The organism is Lysinibacillus sp. F12, from assembly GCF_057773605.1.
In genome coordinates, this window is record NZ_JBYMLP010000001.1 from 1,125,798 (window position 1) to 1,145,323 (window position 19,526).

General features: G+C 36.8%; 21 protein-coding genes. 7 read left to right on the forward strand and 14 right to left on the reverse strand.

Translation table 11 applies throughout. From position 1 onward, the window contains the following. Positions 1–29 precede the first annotated feature (29 nt). Entirely contained in the window at positions 30–929 is a 900-nt protein-coding gene (locus AC3CH7_RS05700) for a hypothetical protein (RefSeq protein ID WP_230584349.1), read from the forward strand. Between the two features lie 61 nt (positions 930–990). On the opposite strand, the gene coaD is transcribed toward AC3CH7_RS05700, so the two are convergent. The 3 genes from coaD to AC3CH7_RS05715 form a co-directional block, all read right to left on the reverse strand. Next, positions 991–1,482 (reverse strand): pantetheine-phosphate adenylyltransferase, encoded by a 492-nt coding sequence (gene coaD / locus AC3CH7_RS05705; protein WP_012293141.1) that lies wholly within the window; start codon positions 1,480–1,482, stop codon positions 991–993. Position 1,483: 1 nt separating this feature from the next. Continuing rightward, complete coding sequence (gene rsmD, locus AC3CH7_RS05710; RefSeq protein WP_031418904.1) at positions 1,484–2,050, reverse strand: 16S rRNA (guanine(966)-N(2))-methyltransferase RsmD; 567 nt, start codon at positions 2,048–2,050, stop codon at positions 1,484–1,486. A 71-nt stretch (positions 2,051–2,121) separates the two neighbouring features. Further along, positions 2,122–3,543, reverse strand: coding sequence for a hypothetical protein (locus AC3CH7_RS05715; RefSeq protein ID WP_036214899.1), 1,422 nt, complete (start codon positions 3,541–3,543; stop codon positions 2,122–2,124). A gap of 56 nt (positions 3,544–3,599) precedes the next feature. Between AC3CH7_RS05715 and AC3CH7_RS05720 the strand changes: the two genes are divergently transcribed. Then, the gene (locus AC3CH7_RS05720; RefSeq protein ID WP_012293138.1) at positions 3,600–3,989 is read left to right on the forward strand and encodes a DUF7147 family protein; all 390 of its coding nucleotides are present in this window, start codon (positions 3,600–3,602) and stop codon (positions 3,987–3,989) included. Positions 3,990–3,991: 2 nt separating this feature from the next. Here the strand turns inward: AC3CH7_RS05720 and AC3CH7_RS05725 are convergent, their stop codons facing one another. Continuing rightward, the gene (locus tag AC3CH7_RS05725; protein ID WP_031418902.1) at positions 3,992–4,264 is read right to left on the reverse strand and encodes a YlbG family protein; all 273 of its coding nucleotides are present in this window, start codon (positions 4,262–4,264) and stop codon (positions 3,992–3,994) included. Between the two features lie 375 nt (positions 4,265–4,639). Between AC3CH7_RS05725 and AC3CH7_RS05730 the strand changes: the two genes are divergently transcribed. Further along, positions 4,640–5,548, forward strand: coding sequence for a glycerophosphodiester phosphodiesterase family protein (locus tag AC3CH7_RS05730; protein WP_012293136.1), 909 nt, complete (start codon positions 4,640–4,642; stop codon positions 5,546–5,548). Between the two features lie 533 nt (positions 5,549–6,081). On the opposite strand, the gene AC3CH7_RS05735 is transcribed toward AC3CH7_RS05730, so the two are convergent. After that, positions 6,082–6,528 (reverse strand): YlbF/YmcA family competence regulator, encoded by a 447-nt coding sequence (locus tag AC3CH7_RS05735; RefSeq protein WP_036160933.1) that lies wholly within the window; start codon positions 6,526–6,528, stop codon positions 6,082–6,084. A 91-nt stretch (positions 6,529–6,619) separates the two neighbouring features. Here AC3CH7_RS05735 and AC3CH7_RS05740 point away from each other — a divergent pair, with 91 nt between their 5' ends. Then, positions 6,620–7,114 (forward strand): PaaI family thioesterase, encoded by a 495-nt coding sequence (locus AC3CH7_RS05740; RefSeq protein WP_012293134.1) that lies wholly within the window; start codon positions 6,620–6,622, stop codon positions 7,112–7,114. Here AC3CH7_RS05740 and AC3CH7_RS05745 read toward each other — a convergent pair. Together AC3CH7_RS05745 and AC3CH7_RS05750 are read right to left on the reverse strand one after the other, a co-directional pair. Further along, positions 7,098–8,567 carry a UDP-N-acetylmuramoyl-L-alanyl-D-glutamate--2,6-diaminopimelate ligase gene (locus AC3CH7_RS05745; protein WP_031418899.1) on the reverse strand — a complete coding sequence of 490 codons (1,470 nt, stop codon included), beginning with the start codon at positions 8,565–8,567 and terminating at the stop codon, positions 7,098–7,100. The two genes, AC3CH7_RS05740 and AC3CH7_RS05745, sit on opposite strands and share 17 nt — an antisense overlap. Before the next feature lie 148 nt (positions 8,568–8,715). Then, on the reverse strand, positions 8,716–9,855 hold the full coding sequence (locus AC3CH7_RS05750) for a CAP domain-containing protein (protein WP_012293132.1): 1,140 nt from the start codon (positions 9,853–9,855) through the stop codon (positions 8,716–8,718). Positions 9,856–10,001: 146 nt separating this feature from the next. Between AC3CH7_RS05750 and AC3CH7_RS05755 the strand changes: the two genes are divergently transcribed. After that, complete coding sequence (locus AC3CH7_RS05755; protein ID WP_012293131.1) at positions 10,002–10,403, forward strand: YugN family protein; 402 nt, start codon at positions 10,002–10,004, stop codon at positions 10,401–10,403. 140 nt (positions 10,404–10,543) lie between these two features. Then, entirely contained in the window at positions 10,544–11,614 is a 1,071-nt protein-coding gene (ytvI, locus tag AC3CH7_RS05760) for a sporulation integral membrane protein YtvI (protein WP_236249608.1), read from the forward strand. Positions 11,615–11,629: 15 nt separating this feature from the next. Here the strand turns inward: ytvI and AC3CH7_RS05765 are convergent, their stop codons facing one another. The 7 genes from AC3CH7_RS05765 to cyoE form a co-directional block, all read right to left on the reverse strand. After that, entirely contained in the window at positions 11,630–12,091 is a 462-nt protein-coding gene (locus AC3CH7_RS05765; RefSeq protein WP_012293129.1) for a DUF420 domain-containing protein, read from the reverse strand. Between the two features lie 40 nt (positions 12,092–12,131). After that, entirely contained in the window at positions 12,132–13,055 is a 924-nt protein-coding gene (gene ctaG, locus AC3CH7_RS05770; RefSeq protein WP_012293128.1) for a cytochrome c oxidase assembly factor CtaG, read from the reverse strand. 183 nt (positions 13,056–13,238) lie between these two features. Further along, the gene (locus AC3CH7_RS05775; RefSeq protein ID WP_012293127.1) at positions 13,239–13,583 is read right to left on the reverse strand and encodes a cytochrome C oxidase subunit IV family protein; all 345 of its coding nucleotides are present in this window, start codon (positions 13,581–13,583) and stop codon (positions 13,239–13,241) included. Beyond that, entirely contained in the window at positions 13,583–14,209 is a 627-nt protein-coding gene (locus AC3CH7_RS05780) for a cytochrome c oxidase subunit 3 (RefSeq protein WP_008173951.1), read from the reverse strand. The genes AC3CH7_RS05775 and AC3CH7_RS05780 overlap by 1 nt, the downstream gene beginning before the upstream one ends. After that, positions 14,209–16,092, reverse strand: coding sequence for a cytochrome c oxidase subunit I (ctaD, locus tag AC3CH7_RS05785; protein WP_012293125.1), 1,884 nt, complete (start codon positions 16,090–16,092; stop codon positions 14,209–14,211). Before ctaD ends, AC3CH7_RS05780 begins: the two co-directional genes overlap by 1 nt. A 40-nt stretch (positions 16,093–16,132) precedes the next feature. Then, on the reverse strand, positions 16,133–17,221 hold the full coding sequence (gene coxB / locus AC3CH7_RS05790) for a cytochrome c oxidase subunit II (RefSeq protein WP_036167341.1): 1,089 nt from the start codon (positions 17,219–17,221) through the stop codon (positions 16,133–16,135). 100 nt (positions 17,222–17,321) lie between these two features. After that, on the reverse strand, positions 17,322–18,239 hold the full coding sequence (cyoE, locus tag AC3CH7_RS05795) for a heme o synthase (RefSeq protein WP_012293124.1): 918 nt from the start codon (positions 18,237–18,239) through the stop codon (positions 17,322–17,324). Between the two features lie 336 nt (positions 18,240–18,575). Here cyoE and AC3CH7_RS05800 point away from each other — a divergent pair, with 336 nt between their 5' ends. Further along, positions 18,576–19,499, forward strand: coding sequence for a COX15/CtaA family protein (locus tag AC3CH7_RS05800; RefSeq protein ID WP_012293123.1), 924 nt, complete (start codon positions 18,576–18,578; stop codon positions 19,497–19,499). Positions 19,500–19,526: the final 27 nt, after the last annotated feature.

The window sequence follows — 19,526 nt, forward strand, 5'->3', positions numbered from 1 at the left end:
ATGACAAAAAGTTGAAACGAGATGATAACATGTTTGCTACAATTCAAATAGCGCTCTGCGTAATTCTAATTCTCTTACTCTTGTTATTCCCACAAACCGCTCATAGTGGTACTGATTTAGGCTTATCTCTTTTCATGGAGGCGTTATTTCCGTATTTACTACCCTATTTGGTATTAACACAATGGCTTTTGCGTTTAACAGCGCCTATGCGTACGAAAACAAAGAGAGCTTCCTTATACGTACAAGCCTATATTATTAGCGCACTTGGGGGCTATCCAACTGGAGCAACCACTATTGTTTATTTAAAAAACAGCGGTCAGTTACATCCTAAAGAAGCAAATTTTCTACTAGCTGTTTGTCATGCACCAAGTCCATTATTCGTGTTAGGTTTTGTAAGTCTTGATTTACTACACAGTAATACGTTTGGATGGTTATTTTTATGTTTACTACATACGTTTAATATTTGTTGCTTAGTAACTGGTTACTTTTTATACCGCAAAACGGATTCACCTACCATATCTGTTCACAACACTACACTTTATACGGCTCCCTTTTCAGAAAGTATTAAAGAAACTGCCCCAACAATTTTGCTAGTGGGCACAACTATTATCTTTTTCACAACCATCCAGACTATTGTGCAACAGGGCTTAGATCAATTAATACCAAAGCTGCCTTATACAATTGAACTTTCCTTAGCAGCTATTCTAGAAGTGACAAATGGTCTTAAAATGACTGTCACTGCCTTCCCAGATTTTCCGTATACTACTTTACTAGTCGTCATTTTGTTAACGATGCAAAGTATAAGTATTCATTTACAAATTTTTGTGATTGCTAAATCCGCCAAACTTTCTGTGAGACCTTATCTAAAATTCCGCCTCCTTAGCATAATCATTGTACCAACTATTTATGCTCTATTTTTTCTGAAATAATTAGTTTTCACAGATAAAAAAGAGGATGTTCAGCGTATATTACCGACATCCTCTTCAACCACTATTGGGAAAAACCATATTTTTCTTTTAAAGCTTGTACAACACAATCTGGAACTAGCTCATTTACATCACTTCCATATTTCGCAACCTCTTTTACAATACTGGAACTTAGGAATGAGTATTGATTCTTCGTCATAATGAAAAATGTTTCGATGGTTTCATCAAGAAAACGGTTCATAGAAGTAATTTGCATTTCATATTCAAAATCTGAAACTGCTCGTAAGCCACGTACAATGGCCTTGGCTTTTTTTTCTTTAGCATAGTCTATGAGAAGACCTGAAGAACTTTCTATCCGAACATTAGGTAACGCTTTTGTTACTTCAGCCATTAAAGCCATACGCTCCTCTACAGAAAACAACGGATTTTTTGCTGAATTGTTTAATACGGCGACATAGACGATATCGAACACATCGGCTGCACGTTTAATAATATCTAAATGGCCAAATGTCACAGGGTCAAAACTTCCAGGAACTACAGCAATTTTCTCTGACAACTTATTCTCCCTCTTCCTCTGTACAGCGATAAACAGAAATAATTGTTCCGCCATATGCTTCTTGTCTTTTTAAAACAAACTCACCAAAACTTTGAGGCAATGTTACTTCTTTTGCATGTTCACATAAAATAATACCATTTTGTTGAATTTTTTCATTATCAACGAGTAATTGTACTAAGTCATAGTATTCCTTTTGATGATAAGGTGGATCTAAAAAAACTAATGAAAACGTAATATCACGCTTTAATAGCGCTTTCACAGCACGCTTTGCATCAATGCGAAACAGCTCAGTATGCTCTTCGTAACGGCATTTTTTTATATTTTCTTGCAGCACCTGAAAGGCTTTTGCATCTTTTTCAATAAAAATAGCACGCTCTACACCACGACTTAGCGATTCAATACCTAAACCGCCGCTTCCTGCAAACAAATCAAGTGCAGTACCTCCATCAAAAAAAGGACCAATAATATTAAAAATCGATTCCTTCACTTTATCAGTTGTAGGCCTCGTCGTATTCCCAGCTATCGCCTTTAGCGGCATTCCTTTACGCTCTCCTGCTACAACTCTCATATAAGCTATCACCGTACTTTCATCCATATAAAGTATTTTTGCAGCGAAAGGAAAGCCCTCCGCTGCAAAATTTATTGTTGCTCTTGTGTTAATACTTGAATACGTTCCTCTTTCTTTTGTAATTCAACTAAGAATAAACGTTGTAACCAAGCTTCTTCCACATAATATTGATTAGCAATTTTAATAATTGGCTCTGAAATTGTTGAATATCTTCGCTGATTGAATACATAAAATCCAGGTTCTTTAGGGAATCGGAATGTGCGATGCTCGCTATTTACATAATAGCCGTTCTTTCCTTCTCCGACTGTATAACCAAGATAAGGTAATAACGTATCTGCCGTATATAACGCTTGTCCTTCATATAGAATAACATGAACGTCTTCCTTCAACACATCATTCACATATACATCTCGAGAATCCTCAAATAATAACGGATATGTTCCGTTTTTCTGTGCTGCATTTAACGTAAAGTATGATGTCTTAGCATCTAACACTTGCGATAAATACTCATCCATAGTGTTTGGAGAAATAGGGTCATCTCCAAGTTTTTTCAACTTATCTTGCCAACTCTGCTGTTGACTATCTGTCATATAATCATTCAATGTCTTCACAATTTTCTTTGCTTTGTCTCCACCAATTGAATCATTCACTAAATAGGATGCCACAACTTCTAGCAACCATTCTGGGGAGTCCACAAATGTATATTGCGATTTTATTTGGGACAAAATGACTTCCTGTTCAACAGCTTGAGCTGTAAGTGTTGGTAAAAATAACAACCTTTCATCATGAACCGGGACAGGACTTTTCTCTTGAATAATCGCGATATGTTCATCATTTAAAAACTGTAAACTCTCTAAAGATTTTAGGAAATCATTCGGAACAGCCTGTTGTGCATAGATTGATAATACAGGCGTTTGTTCTTGTACTTTGAGTTTTCCTGCTTGCCAATAAAGATCATGAACAGTTCCGTTGCCTCTAAACATCGTATAGTTAACAAGTGATAGCTGTTGTTGACCTACTAATGGCAAACCTGTAATCCATTGTCCATTAATTTTACTATCTGTAGAAATATGAACAATTGAATAGGACGCTTCACCATTAATTAGTGTAGCAAAAACGTCTTGAAGGAGCATCTTATTTTTCAAGCCACCCTCAATCGGAATTATGTATGACACAGATTGTGATTTTGTCTCCCCTTTTGCAAAATAAGAGACCTCATCTGATAATCGATCACAGCTTTTTTCATTCTCGATAAAGCAACTAGGATTTGTTGCCTTTTCAGGCCATTTTATTTTCACCTTTTGATTTGGCAAATTTTTAAAATGTTGGCGAATATCTAAGCTATTTTCACGATAAACAATCTCAATTTCCTGCGAGTAATGAAAATCCCCTATGCCGGTTTCTAAATCAGATGAGTATGCATGATACTGGAAAAATAACGTTCCTGAAATAATAAGTACTAAAATAGAAAAAAAGCTTAATGCAAATTTCATGTGCTTGACCTCCCGCAGCATGATACTATGAGTATTGGAAAGGATGTGCAATTATTATGCCACAACAATTTATAGAATTAGGAGAAGGCTATGGTGATGTATACGAGCTACTTGAAATTATTAAAACCAATCAGGAACGCTTTCATCAGGCCTTTATACTAACATCTACAAAAGAAGATAAAAAGGTAATCTCCTTAGCCGTTGCCTTTAAACCAGTGGGTGAAAGTAAATTCATGCCAATATATATTTGTCGCGAAGGCATCCCTTATCATGATGAACAACCAACTAAGCGACAAAAAATGTTTGAAGCACAAATAGAACAACTAGACCGAAAAGCAGTTGTTGTAGAAATAAAGCACTCATCTATATTTTCGGAATCAAAACTATTTTATCAATACTTAATCGGCATATTAAGACTAAATAACTATATACCAGCATTAGCCTAATATTATAGACCTACTTTATAGTCATATTCCTTGGCTTTATCTGGCTTTGCATTTTCGTATTCAGTTTTCACAAATGGACGGTAAGATTCCACAACGTCTTTCACAAAAGGAAGGCGTTGTAGTTTTGTTGTCAACATTTCAATGTCCTCACGATCACAATACAGCACTACATATTTTTGTCTTCTAGAAATATAAAGAACATGACCATATTTCCGAAGAGACTTCGCATGTTTTAATTGATGGACGTAAACGATTAGCCCTTGTCGTTCGTTCATAATGGATTCCCTCATTTCTTACCTAAAAGCATACCATAGACCAGAAAATGATAGCAACAGAGTTTAGCTGACAGAACACTCGATTTTCCGTTATAATGGAAAAGCATACTACGTTAGCATCGTAGAAATTCGAATCAGTTGTTTTAAATAGCTTACATGATTATTTTTTCCATGGAATGTATATTTTACTGAAGGATGGGATGTTTATGCCTCATTCTTTCATCACGGATGAAGGTAGAAGTCGACATGAAAAAATCATCATTCCCTTAACTACTTACTAGTTTTTTATAAAGCTCTTGGACGAACGTTGGGAGCTAGTCATTGAAACAATGAATTCACCATTACTTTAGAAAAAAATTGTTAAGGAGGACGAATATGGGGAAGAAAACTAAAATAGCAATTGCAATCGCAGCTGCAAGTGCGGCAGCTTGGGCGGGTAGTAAAGCTATTTCTAAACCACAGCAACGTGAAGGTAAACAAGCATTACAGTTTGATCGCACAATCATTCTTGCACACCGAGGCGGAGCTCATTTAGCACCCGAACATACTATGATCGCCTTTGACAAAGCAGCTCAGCTAGGCGTTGATGGATTTGAAATAGACGTACGATTAACAAAAGACGAAGAAATTATTGTTTTCCACGATGATACAGTTGAACGAACAACAGATGGCTACGGTCTTATAGCTGATATGACATTGGCAGAAATCAATGCCTTAAACCACGGCTATCAATTTGAAGATTTGGATGGAGCCTTCCCTTATCGTGAGGATAAATTACAAGTAGTAACATTACGTGAGCTACTTGAGACGTACCCACATATGTTAATCAATATCGATATTAAAGATGCCCCTGAAACTTATGAAGGAAGTCTAATGCCTTCTAAGCTCTGGCGTTTAATTGAAGAACTTGGCGCAGAGGATCGTGTTGTTGTAACAAGTTTTTATGGTGAGCAAATAGATCGTTTTAACTTATATGCTCAAAATCAGGTGGCGCTTGGTGCAGGTGAATCAGATGTAAGAAAAGCATTTGCTTCCTTCTCCAGTCAATTCGGACATTTATATCATCCAAAAGTAGATGTGTTCCAAATTCCTCCTAAATCAGGGGTTATCGCTTTAGATTCTCCAAAATTTATTCAGTTTTTAAATAATCTCAACATTCCAGTTCACTATTGGACAATCAATGACATAGAGACGATGAAAAAATTAATTACTAACGGCGCTAAAGGGATTATTACGGATCGTCCTGATATAGCCGTAGAATTATTGCAAACTCAAGAGTCTTAACAAGGAATTATCCTATGGAAAGCTAATGTTTTAAATAAACGCCTTCCTTCTTACTATTGATAAAAGCCATCGAGATACACGATGGCTTTTGTTATATTAAGTAATGTCTTCATTGATAGACTGATTCTTCATGTTGTAATACCGCATCCGTTCAGTAGCCCTCTTAAGAATATATGGTCTGGCACTAATTGCGGCATGCCCACTGCCCATAAGAAAATTTGGTCATATGACTCTAAAATCTCTATCCCATTTTCAGGTTTCATATTAGTCCTCTCTAAGTGATAATGCCCCTGGAAAGATGTCCACTCGTATTGAAAGCGACCATCTAATAGATCCCCCTTATTAAGTGCATGTGCATCTATAACTGCTGGTACTACCTCTTTTCATATACCATCTTCTGGTACGACTGCAATCCTATGTTTTTCATGTATATTGCCTCCTGCCATAATTGTATAGAAAAAGACTGTAAACAAACTCAGTTTTACTTCGAGTTGTGTACAGTCTAGTAGAGATGTGTTTTAACACATCTTCATTTACGCTGAGCATGAGCATGAACCGCCCGAGCTACATCCTCCTCCGCAAGATGAACCAGATGCAAAGAATGGATTGCTTACAGGAACTTTTACCGCTTCAGAGACTGTTTTCCCTACAAGTAGGCTAATCTCATCAAGCAAGTCCTGAAAATCGTTTTCAGCAATTTTTAAGGCAGAAACCTTTTCATTTAAGTCAAGCGCCCTCTTCTGTTGGCGAATCGACTTCATAATTGTATGGTAGTCCGGATGATATTTTCCGAAACGTTGTACATCTTCGTACTGTTCTTTCATGCGATTAAACGCGTAAATAGCTTCTACAATTTGTGTATCACTATAAACGGCATCATACGCTTGTCGGAGCGCCATCGCAGGTTCTGAGGAAAGAATCATCTCACAAAGCGCTTCCGCCTCATCTAAAATGAATACCCAGTCAGAGGTCATCATCATTTTTAATTCCCCCAATCTCTTTCCCATCATAACAGATTTTATGGTAATTTTACATTAATGAGATTATTAATGAAAGAGGTTTTTCCAATTGATGACAACATCCAAAGAAAAAATCGATCTATTATTAGGGGCAATTTTACAAGATAGTACGGAGGAAGATGAAGAAGTTCTTTTACATCTTTTAACCGGGCTCCGAGAAAAACAACAAGGCATTCATCGTCGCTTTATTAACGCTGCCTTACACATGGTTGGCAAGTTTGAGCCTGAAGTCAGTGAGGTTCGTATTCCCATTACACCAGTTATTCATAACACGATAAAGGTGCCACACGGCGGCATTATTGCGACTATAGCCGATGCGGCAATGGGTGGACTTGCTTCCCGTTCTGTACCAGAAGGATTTAATGTAGTAACTACAAATATGAATGTCACGTATATTGCCACAACAACGAATAAAGAATTAATTGCGCGTGGTCGTTTTGTTCATAAAGGGCGGCAAACACTTGTAATGGAATGCGATATTGAAGATGAGACAGGGCGCAAGCTAGCCATTGCTACGGGATCATTCTTTGTTATTCAGCGTCGGTAAGTAAACCTGTAAAATAGTCTTTGATACACTGTTGATCGGAAAAAGGGAATTTTTGATTTTTAATTTGCTGTGTTTGTTCATGCCCTTTTCCGGCAACAAGGACAATGTCCCCTTTTTTTGCCTTCGCTAACGCTTGATGGATTGCCACTTTACGGTCTAAATAAATTTCATAGTATTGTTGCTCTGTAAAACCAGCAATAATACTTTCATTAATTATGATTGGATCTTCATCTCGAGGATTATCTGTTGTTAAATAGATAACGTCTGCATATTTGCTTGCTACAGCGCCCATAGCAAAGCGTTTCGCTTTATCTCGATTTCCTCCACAACTAAAGACAAGATAAATCGTTTTCGAACGATCGAAGGTTTGTAACACCGCTTGGAGCGCTTCAGCAGTATGAGCATAATCTACATAAACATCAATTCCAACTGGGTTATCGATCTTCTCGAGCCTACCTTCTGGAAGCTTTAAGGACCACATATGTTCGATTATATCATCTATTGGAATTCCTAAGCGCCATACTGCCATCAATGCTGCAACCGTATTTTGCACATGATACTTCCCTACAAATGGGATTTCTACAATATGCTCACTCGCAGATGTTTGTAAGCAAAGCACTGTTTTGCCAACTGTTTCACTGACAATTTGGATATGTAAATCATTGTGATTATCAAAGCCAAATGAGCAGGATTTTTTCTTATCATAAATTCCAACAGAACGGCAAAAGTTATCATCGCCGTTTAATACTAACTTTTTAGATAAGTCAGCTAATCTTTTTTTCGCACGTTTATAGGCTTCTAATCCCCCATGATCTTCTAAATGATCTTCTGATAAGTTTAAAAACACTCCACAATCAATATCACAATGATCAAGTCTATGTTGCTGTAATCCCATTGAAGATGCTTCTAACACTACATGTGAGACACCTTTGCGTACACATTGTTTTAATATCGGATGTAATTCTTTAGCCTGCAATGTGGTAAGCTGCTCATAAGATGTTTGTTGCTTTTCGCCATCAAGATAAAACCCAATCGTTCCTATAACCGCTGCTTTTTTATGTAGAGCGTTTAAAAGTTGACTGACAAAGTGACTCACTGTGGTCTTCCCATTTGTCCCCGTTATTGCAATAACACTTAATGCTTCTGCCGGAAAAGCCGCTAGCTTTGCACTTGCATACGATAGAAATAAGGCTGTATTAGGAACCCATACAAAAGGAATTTCTTTATCAATAATGGGTAAAGAAATACTTTCCTCCGAGACAATTGCGGCTGCTCCACGGGCCAATGCTTCTTTGACAAAACGACTTCCTGAAGTTTTTTTGCCTTTTCGTACAATAAAAATGTCGCCAGGTTGTACGGCCTGTGCATAATCCTCTACGCCTGTAATTTCTGTTCGAATCGAACCTCCCGTCACGCTACATGGCCAGTCTTTCAATAACTCTGCTAATTGCAAGCCTCTTCCCCCTTTCAGTTCTCTATCATATGACGGCCTTTGTAACGGTGTGACGAAAAATGTTGAAGCCAATCGGAGCACTAACAAGCACAAAAAAATGAAGACAAGTCCATTCAGCGAAGGCTTGTCTTCATGTAAATTTATTATTTTATGGTGATTGGTCCTTATTCTCTTCCTCTACAGGTTCCTCACTTTCAGTGTCTTCATTATTTGACTCCTCATGATCCACCTTCTGTGAAGCAGGTTCTAGATAAATTTGTGTATAATAATCAACGAAAACGCCTGAACCAACTTGTGAATATTTATCATTTAGAAGAACTTTTCGATGTTCTGGTGAATTTGTCCAGCCATGCATTGCCTCAATCGCATCAAAATAGGCAGTTGCTAGATTTTCATTAGCATCGCTATAGTCAATGTTCTGTGCTTGTAACCTCTTTTTAAGATCTCCATAAGTGGGGGATTCATGTGATAAAAAATTTTGTACCTTCATATCTTCGCTATGCATTCTCGCTGTATTTTCCAATGATTCATTCATTTCTACAGGCAGCAACCCATGATGCTTTCTCGTTACATTTAGTAAATCATCGAGCTGTTTGGCATTCGCCCTATCAATTTCTTGCTGTAAAAATGAAGAAGGCGGTGTACGTCTAACAAGCTCTCCTTGATAACTCATTTCATATGGCTGGTGAAGGACAAGTGTTTCACTATCGGTATATCGGATCCCCTGTAACTCACTTGTTTCTCGGTCAATATAAAGCTGAGCATAGAGTCCATCAAATTTGACCAGTAATCTTGTTTGCATATCTTCTTCATTCATCGAGAATATGTAAATATTATCACCAACATTGGCGGCTACCTCATAATCAATAATCGTCATGCGATAAATTTCATCGCGTTTTTGTCCTACTTTAAAAGGGAAAGCATTGATATCTTGCCCTGCTATGTAAACTTGCGTAACAACGTTATTTTCAACGCCAATCATAAAAAAGGTAGAAATATCTTTATTATAGACCCACCATTCATACCCAAACGAGGAGGGTTCCTTTCTTCCTGGTACCCCATATTGTTCCAAAACAGTTTGTGTGCCTTTCCCTATTAATGTTGAAATACCCGTTTGTGGACGTGTCATTGCTCCTATATCAGGCTGTTTTAGTTCTGTTTGAGGGATTATATTAGAATTGGTATTCGGGCCTTCTAGTGGTTCATTTTCCTTAGGGGTATTAAAAAACATAAAGCCGATTAATGCTATCGCACCACAAATCATTAATATGCGGAATAAAGCTTTCATATAGGACTCCTTTCATCACCATTATTGTAAGTTATTATATCAATTGTAATTGGGTTGACACAATGTTGTCATTGCAACAATGTCGAATATGCTCTATTATAAAAATGAGCGTATACTTTGTACGAGAACCTAAAGGAGGATTATACATGTATTTTGAAAATACTAACCTTGAAAATTTAACAGCTGATCAAGAGCTACTTGTCAGCATTATGAAAAAACATGGTTTAGAATGTGATGGCGGTTGGGATTATGAACGTATGACATTCGATAAACGTTTCGATACTCGTGAAGGTCGCTATTACCTACGCGTTTTCGCATATGCCATTTCTGGTGATGTTGGTGCTCACGATGCCATCCTTACTTTAATGAAGCCAGCACTTGGTAAGTACTATTATCCACATGGTGTTGAATATGGGGATGATGAAGTTTACCCAGCACACCTAGTGAAAAAATGTGAAGAAATCTTAAAAAAGGTTAAATTAGAATTAGATCAATTCTCAATCGAGCCTACAAATAAAAATAACTTTGAACCTGTTAACGCACGCTAATCTTTATTAACTGAAAAAGTGATAGCAAGTATCGCATTAAATAGCTTCATTGTTACGAAAAGACTGGTAGCCCAGTCTTTTTTATTTTGAGTAAAAATTTGATTTCTTCTCATACTACCTATATCTATAAGAAGATGTAGGTGAGAAAATTGTTGTCCTATTTTAATCGTCCTTTTTTTCGTCATCCCATAATCGTTATCGCAATTGGGGTCTTTCTTCTCTGGTTCATTTCAATATCATTGCCGATCTTACTTGCCTACTTAACCGCCTTACTTTTAGAACCTATTATAGTTCGGATGAGCAAACGTTTTCGAAAAAAGCGTAAAATAGTGGTCTCGATCTTTTTTATATTTTTTCTAAGTATATCTTTATTATTATGTACGCTTATTATTTATATAAGCTGGAAACAATTTTCATCTTTTATAATTCATATTCCAGATTATCTGAACCAACTTTCTGCACTATGGATTCAAATGCAATCTAAATTGAGTAACCACACCTACCATTTACCTGTAGAGCTAGTTTCACAAATTCAATATATGATTGCAAGAGCTTTAGTTTCCACTGAAAATTTTGCACTCTCTTTAACAAACATCGATGTCTGGTCAGCCTTATTAACGTATATCCCTACACGATTATTTGATATTTTTGTCTATTGGATCGTCTTATATATGTTACTTTTGGAATTGCCAACCATCAATCAAAAAATATTAATGCCCATCCCTTTCCATTACCATCAGAAAATTGTATTTATTGGGCAACGAGTAAAACTAGCCTTATTTGGATTTTTGAAAGCACAATTGCTAGTAGGATTAGGCATTTTTGCTTTAGCTATCGCCGCCTTTTATTTTCTTAAAACGCCATTCCCTCTATTGTTAGCATTGCTGCTTGTCGTCTTGGACTTTATTCCTTTTCTAGACTCCTTTATTTTATTAGTCCCTTGGGCAATCTATCAAGTTTTTGCTGGCGACTATCTTTATGCCGTTGTATTAATTGTATTAACAGTAGGTCAATTTTTAGTTCGTCGTATGATTGAGCCTAAAATAATAGGTGATAAAATTGGACTTTCTTCTCTTTCAACTTTTATTGCCATGTTTATTGGATTCAAAATTTTTGGATTTTTAGGTATTTTAATTGGTCCATTACTTTTTGTAGTGGTACTCTCATTACTTCAGCCAACGACAAAAAACCTCCCACCTATAGAAAAATGAGGTGGGAGATTTTTATTATAAGCCTAAAATAGCTTTAATAACGGATGTTGTTTCGCCTGGTTCAAATAAAACATACAATAATAAATAAACAAGGACACCTGTTATAGCGACGAAGAACCAAATAATACTTGTAATTGGTCCGATACGACGGTGTAATTTTAGGTTTGTTTTAAGACCTGAAATAATACTAACTATCCCAAACACGGCTCCAGATGTTGCTAAAATAATATGGAATATCAAGAAGAACGTATAATATGGTTTTAAATGTTCTCCACCACCAAAGGCAGTATTTCCAATAAACACCGTACGTGAAGCATAAATAATAAAGAAGATAAGAGCAGCAACACCTGCAGCAAGCATTACCTTTTTATGCCCTTCTACATTTCTTTTTATAATTAAGCCCCATCCTATTGCTACTAGTACGGCACTAATGACGATAAACGATGTACTAATAGTAGGCAAAATTTGCAATTCCATTATCAAAACCCCTTATACAAAGTAAATTTCTATTTTATAATTAATGTTGCTGTTGACTTTCCCACTTTTTTTGATGGGCTGCTAATGCATCAGCTGTAATTTTATCTGGATCCTTTTGTTCAGCACGATACCATTTTGTAAAGATGGCACCAAGTAATACACCAAAAATAAGCTCTTGTATGATTTTCATTAGTACGCCACCTAACTGCTGGTCAGCAACAGGTTTCATATCTGTAAATAACTCAGGTCCTGATAATGATAGCCCCGATAACGTAGAAGCTGGAACACAGAGCTCCATTGCCTTTAACCAAGCTTCACCATTCGTATACGTTTCATACATGGCATTAGGCGCAAATATGATTAATCCGCAGGCAGGAGTAATTAAAACGGCATTTGCAATAATATAGCCTAATTTATGCAAGGGCTTCATTTGAGCTCTACCTGGGATATTTTGAATTAAAGGCCAGTACATAAATACAGCAGATAGGAATAAGACAAATGTATAGGTACCATGTAGCGTTTCATTTAATTTAATATAATCTAATACATCTGGTAAATGATAGAAGGAAAATAGACCAATAAACACAAACACGGCAACAACTGGTAGTGTTAATACTTTAAATATAGTTCTAACAACAGGTGCTTCAATGGCAACCTTCCAAACCCACCAAGGTATTCCTTTAATTAAGAAAATCGGTACTAGTAATAATAAAATAGCCATTTGAACCATATGCATTGTAAACATAATATGAGCCATTAAATCAACTGGAGATCCTTTAATGATATAAATGGTAATCATGGCTAATACGAAATAGATTGCTTGTCCCTTTTTTAAAGGTTCACTTTCTTTAAAATCCTGACGCCACTTTACTGTGACTAAAAAATAGATGATTGTTATAAAAACAAGAACCCCTATTAAATATGGGCTCCATAATGCTTGGAAACCAAATATACTAAGTGGCATATAGAACGCACTCCTTTAAACTTCAGTACTCCTATTATAAAACGCTTACAGCTATACTGCAATGAACGAAAGGTGAACAAATGTTAAGATTGCCAGTGTTTGCTTCTTTTTGCAACTATCACTAAAATTTAAAATAAAAAAAGCACGTTCGTACAAAGTAACGAACGTGCTTTTTTTTGGTGATTACCACCAAATAATTGTTAAGAATGCTAAGAAGAATGTAAATGCAATTAAAATCCCCATCCACATGAAGAAACCAATAACGCCACCGAAGTGTGTTTTTTTGTCTTCTAAGTGCATGAAAGAATACAGTTGAAGTACAACTTGAACACCCGCTAATAATAAAACGAATGGCATAATTAAGTATTTAGAAAAATCAGCTGCAACTACTGCGAAAGCGATAAAAGTAAAGAAAATCATAATCGCAAAGTTGAGTACTTGTTTACGCATATGAACGGCATTATGATGACGATCATACTCATATTGTGCCTGTGATTTAGCAACTATAGGTGTATCGTGTGAAGACATTATCCGATCACTCCCATCAAGTAAACTACTGTAAAGATGAATACCCAAACAACGTCGATAAAGTGCCAATATAAAGCAGCTACGAAGAATTTAGGTGCATTGTATAAGTTTAAACCACGTTTAGCATTACGAATCATTAAAGTTGCGATCCATACAAGTCCTAAAGTTACGTGGAAACCATGTGTACCAACTAAAGAATAGAACGCAGTTGCGAATGCAGACTGGTTAAATGTAAAACCAAGATGTACATAGTGTTGGAACTCATAAATTTCAAGAGCTAAGAAACCAAGACCTAAAGCTAAAGTAATTGCTAACCAAGTTTGCATTCCTTTAAAGTTAAAGTTACGCATATGGTAAATTGCATAAACAGATGTTAGTGAAGATGTTAAAAGTAACATCGTCATAGCAAATGCTAATGGTAATTCAAATAAACCTTGAGTTGTGAACTCCATGCCAGCTGGCCCTTTGTTCTTAAGCGCTAAATAAGTAGCGAATAAACTTGCGAAAAGTACAACTTCACAGGCAAGGAAAATCCAGAAACCAACGACTTTGTTTTTACCTTCCAGCGTTGCTTGTTCAGGATGATCTGGCCAAGTATGAGGAGTAAATTTAGTATTGAAATCCATTATTTATTTCCCCCTTTGCCATAAAGTTGTTCTTCAATTTCAAGAATTTCTTCTTTGTGTAAATGGAAGCCGTGATCATCTTTAACAGAGCGGACAATCATTGCGCCAAATGTAATTGCAAGACCTGCAATTAAAACATAAATTGACCAAGGTTTATCTGCATCAGGATTATAAAGTGCACCGAATGCTGCAATAAACATACCTAATGAAATAACGAATGGAATCGCTGAGTTATTCGGCATATGAATATCGCCTAGTGGCTCAGCAAATGTAACTTCTTTGTTACCTTCTTGTTTTTCAATCCACCATGGATCTAAACCACGAACAAGAGGTGTTTGACGGAAGTTGTAGAATGGAATTGGTTGTGGAATTGACCATTCTAATGTACGTCCATCGCCCCATGGATCGCGACCTGCTGGTTTGCCTTTGATAGACATTAAGCAGTTGATTACCATTAAGATAACCCCTACACCCATCATTAATGCACCGATTGTAGAGATATAGTTGAATTGATCCCAACCTTGACCTTCCATGTAAGTGAATACACGACGTGGCATACCCATTAAACCAAGGAAGTGTTGAACGAAGAACGTTAAATGGAATCCGATAAAGAATATCCAGAAAGTAATTTTACCAAGCGTTTCGTTTAACATACGGTTGAAGAAAATTGGCCAGTAGAAATGTGCTGAACCAAATAATGCAGTAACGATACCACCAACGATTACGTAGTGGAAGTGAGCTACGATAAAGTAAGAATCATGTAATTGGTAGTCAAGAGGTGCAGATGCTTGCATTACCCCTGTAACACCACCCGCAACGAATGACGGAATGAAACCAAGTGCATAAAGCATTGGTGTTGTAACTTTAATAGATCCACCCCAAATCGTTAGGATCCAGTTGAATACCTTCATACCTGTTGGAACGGCAATTGCCATTGTTGCAACGGCGAAGATAGCGTTTGCTGTTGGTCCAAGACCAACTGTAAACATATGGTGGGCCCAAACCATGAACCCTAAGAAACCGATTAAAATTGTTGCGAATACCATTGAAGAGTATCCGAATAAACGTTTACGAGAGAACGCTGGGATAATCTCAGAGAATAATCCGAACGCAGGTAATACTAAGATATATACTTCTGGGTGTCCGAAGATCCAGAATAAGTGTTCCCAAATAACTGTGTTACCACCCATTGTATGGTCAAAGAAGTTACCACCGAACATACGGTCAAATAACATCATTAATAAACCAATTGTTAATGGAGGGAATGCGAATAAAATTAATGCACTTGATACAAGAGCTGTCCATGTGAATAATGGCATACGCATGAATGTCATACCAGGAGCACGCATCGTGATAATCGTAACGATAAAGTTAAGACCCGAAATTAACGTACCTGCACCTGAAATCTGTAAACCAAGTACATAGAAGTCAATACCATGCCCTGGAGAATATAAAGATAGTGATGCATAAGAAGTCCAGCCCGCATCAGGAGCGCCACCCATAAAGAATGACAGGTGAAGGAATACTGCACCTAGGAAGAATAACCAGAACCCTAATGAGTTAAGGAACGGGAATGCAACGTCACGTGCACCAATTTGTAATGGTACAAGCATGTTCATAAATGCGAATAGTAATGGAGTAGCAGCTAGGAATAACATCGTTGTTCCGTGCATTGTTAATAATTCATTGAAAAAACCAGCTGACACGAAATCGTTATTTGGTTTCATTAACTGAATACGCATTAATAACGCTTCAAAACCAGCGATAGCGAAGAACAATGTACCGGCTAATAAATACATAACTGCTAACTTTTTATGGTCAACAGTAGTAATGTAATCCCAGACAGTTGCTCCAAAGCCCTTTTTCTGTGTGTATGAGCTCACAACTTTTACCTCCCTCAAAATTTGTTACATAGAACGGAAATTATTTTTCAACTGATAAGCCCATGATATAAGTTGCAAGAGCTTCAATTTCTTCGTCAGATAAATTGCCGTATATAGGTGCAGTACCTTCAGCATTCATCATCAAGTTACCTGGTTTAAATTCCTCAGGGTTTTTAATCCAAGCTTTTAAGTTTTCTTCATTGTGTTCTAAGAAACCAGCAACACGGTTACGGTCACCAAACGTAGTTAAGTTTGGACCTGGTGTACCGCCTGCTCCTGAACCAGAGATAGCATGACAGCCTAAGCAGCTGTTAGCAAAAGTTGCTTCGCCAAGATCTGATGATGCTTTGTCAGCAGTCTGTCCTTCTGTTGCTTTCATTGCATCAACCCATGCGTCAAATGCATCTGGGCTTAAAGCTTTTACTTTAAAGTCCATTAAAGCATGTGAAGGTCCACATAATTCAGCACATTTACCATAAAATACGCCATCTTTTAGGTCTTTAGATTCTTTATCAAATACTAAATAGAATTTGTTTAAGTTTTCTACGTTTGTATCCATTTTACCGCCTACAGCAGGAATCCAGAATGAGTGCTTAACATCGGCAGCTTTTAAATTAAAGTAAACTTTTTCACCTGTTGGTACTACTAGCTCTTGAGCCGTTATAATACCTTGGTTAGGATATTCGAACTCCCACCAGTACAATTTTGCTGTTACATTGATTGTTAGGGCAGTTTTGTTCCCCTCTTCATCTACCTCATCCATTGCAGCAACATCTGCAAATTTATAAGTAGTTGTAACAACTGGTACAGCGATAATTAATAATAGAATAATTGGTATAACTGTCCAAATCACTTCTAACGTATGACTACCCTCTACTTGCTTAGGGATAACATTTTCACCAACGCGTGAACGACGGTATTTCAGGAATGCAAGTAAATAAATAACGGATACTATTACCACTACTAGCGTCATAATTACAGTAGTTAACAGTAATAAATTTAATTGTTGTTTACCTACTTCTCCAGATGGTTTTAGTGTAGAAAGATAATCTTCACCACAACCTGAAAGGAAAACCATCATCACTGCTAGAAGTGAAAAAAGACGCCATTTTTTAAGCCCTTTCATCATAGCTTAATTAAACCCCTCTTTCTTTGTTGTATTTTCATGTGTACATAGGACATTAGTTCTGTCTATATGAATTCTTTTAAAAAAGAAAGAATTCCTAAATTTAGCTAAACACCGCAAATATTATGATGGATACAAATAGTATGGTCATATGATTCAATGAATAAATAAACATTCTGTTTGCCCATTTCATATCATCTTTTGCTGTAAAGCCTTTCAGAGCTAGTATTAACCAACCCAAGTTCAATGCAGTAGCAAGAGTTAAAAAGCCAATTCCAAGCTCCGGTAAAAGGAAAGGTAACGGTAATAATAAAAGAATCCAGAATAACATTGAGTACTTTGTACGTTTAAATCCCTTTACAACTGGTAGCATTGGTATTTTAGCTGCACGATATTCCTCTGTACGTTTCATAGCAAGCGCGTAGAAATGTGGTGGTTGCCATGCAAACATAATTAGAAATAAGGCAAGTGCTCCTGGACCTAAAGCAGGCTCAACTGCTGCGAATCCAATAATAGGAGGAATAGCCCCTGAAATGCTTCCTACAACCGTGTTACTAACATGCTTTCTCTTTGACCACATTGAATACAGAACGACATAAGCAAATATTCCTGCTAGTCCCCACATGCCGGCTGCAAACGATGCCGCAAATAACAAAATTTCACCTACAATTAAAAATGAGAGGGCAATGGTCAATACAAAATTTGGCTTGAATCTGCCAGTCACTGTCGGTCTTGCCTTCGTTCTTTTCATGATCGGATCTATATCTTGATCAATAAAGTTATTCATTGCACCTGAGCCACCAATGATTAATGCCGCACCCAGCATGGTGAATAAGATGACATCCAGTTCTTGCAAGAAGTGTCTACTAGTAAATTGAAAAGCCAGCCACATCCCTGTAAACGTTGTGACAAGATTCGAGTTTACAATGCCAATTTTTATTAGTGCTAAGAAATCTTTTACAACTGATGTTGTTTCTGGACCAGTATTTCTAGTAGCCGCCAGCGTACGACCGTTTGACATACTACCTCTCCTTTCATTTTTGTAAGCATATTCCGCTAACAATAACTATAGCGAAATTTGCGATTGATTTCTAGACATTAAGTGAAATTTAGATGAAGTTGTAAAAATTAGTTTTGTCTAGAAATATAATTAAAAACAACATATCTATAGTAAATCATTTTCTAAAATGAATTGTGAAGGTTAAAGCACGAAATTATGAACAATTTGTGAAATGGAATCGACATCTAGTACTCCCTTCCCTTTACAAGTTGTTTTTTAAACGTATTTTCGATATTATCTAGTAGCAGAAACATTACGTTCTTGTAATGTTGATAGATAAAGTAGGTGACTCATTTTATGCAACACAATAGATATTTAAAGTGGTTTGCTGTTGCCGCTACGGTAGGGATGCTCCTTATTTTATTAGGTGGGGCTCTCGTTACGAAAACAGATAGTGGCTTAGGCTGTGGTCGAAACTGGCCTGATTGTAATGGATCTCTTATTCCAAAGGAGATTACACCGGAAGTCCTTATTGAATTCTCACATCGTCTTGTTACTGGAGTCGTATCTATTTCAATTCTTGTGTTAACAGTTTGGACATGGCGTAAGCTCGGACATATTCGTGAAGTAAAACTTTTAGGTTTTTTAGCAATGTTTTTCTTAATTGCGCAGGCTCTTATTGGAGCTGCTCAAGTACTATGGGGGCAAGGTGATTTCATCTTAGCACTTCATTTTGGTATTTCTCTTATTTCCTTTGCCGCGGTTCTGCTTCTCTCTATGATTGTATTTGAAGTCGATCGGAAATTTGATGCCGATAACGTATTTATTGGTAAAAAGTTACGTTGGCATACAATTGCTGTCACAATTTATTCTTATTTGGTCGTTTATACCGGTGCGTTAGTTCGACATACAGATTCGAGCTTAATTTGCCCAGACTGGCCATTTTGCTATAACGAAACACCATTAGCATCTCCAAATAACATGTACGAATGGGTGCAAATGGGACATCGTTTAGCTGTTCTTATTATTTTTATTTGGATTGCATACATAACTTGGCACGCTGTGAAAGAATATAAAAATCAACGTGTGGTTTACTATGGTTGGATCATTGCTTTTACTATAGTATTTTTACAAGTGATTGCTGGTATGTTAGTAGTCCTAACTAAACTGAACTTAACAGTCGCTTTAATGCATTCATTATTAATTTCTCTCTTGTTCGGTCTATTATGTTACATGATCATGCTCGTTGCTCGTAGTAACTACAATGAAAAAATGAAATAGTTTAATAAAAAAGATTCGTTACAGTAT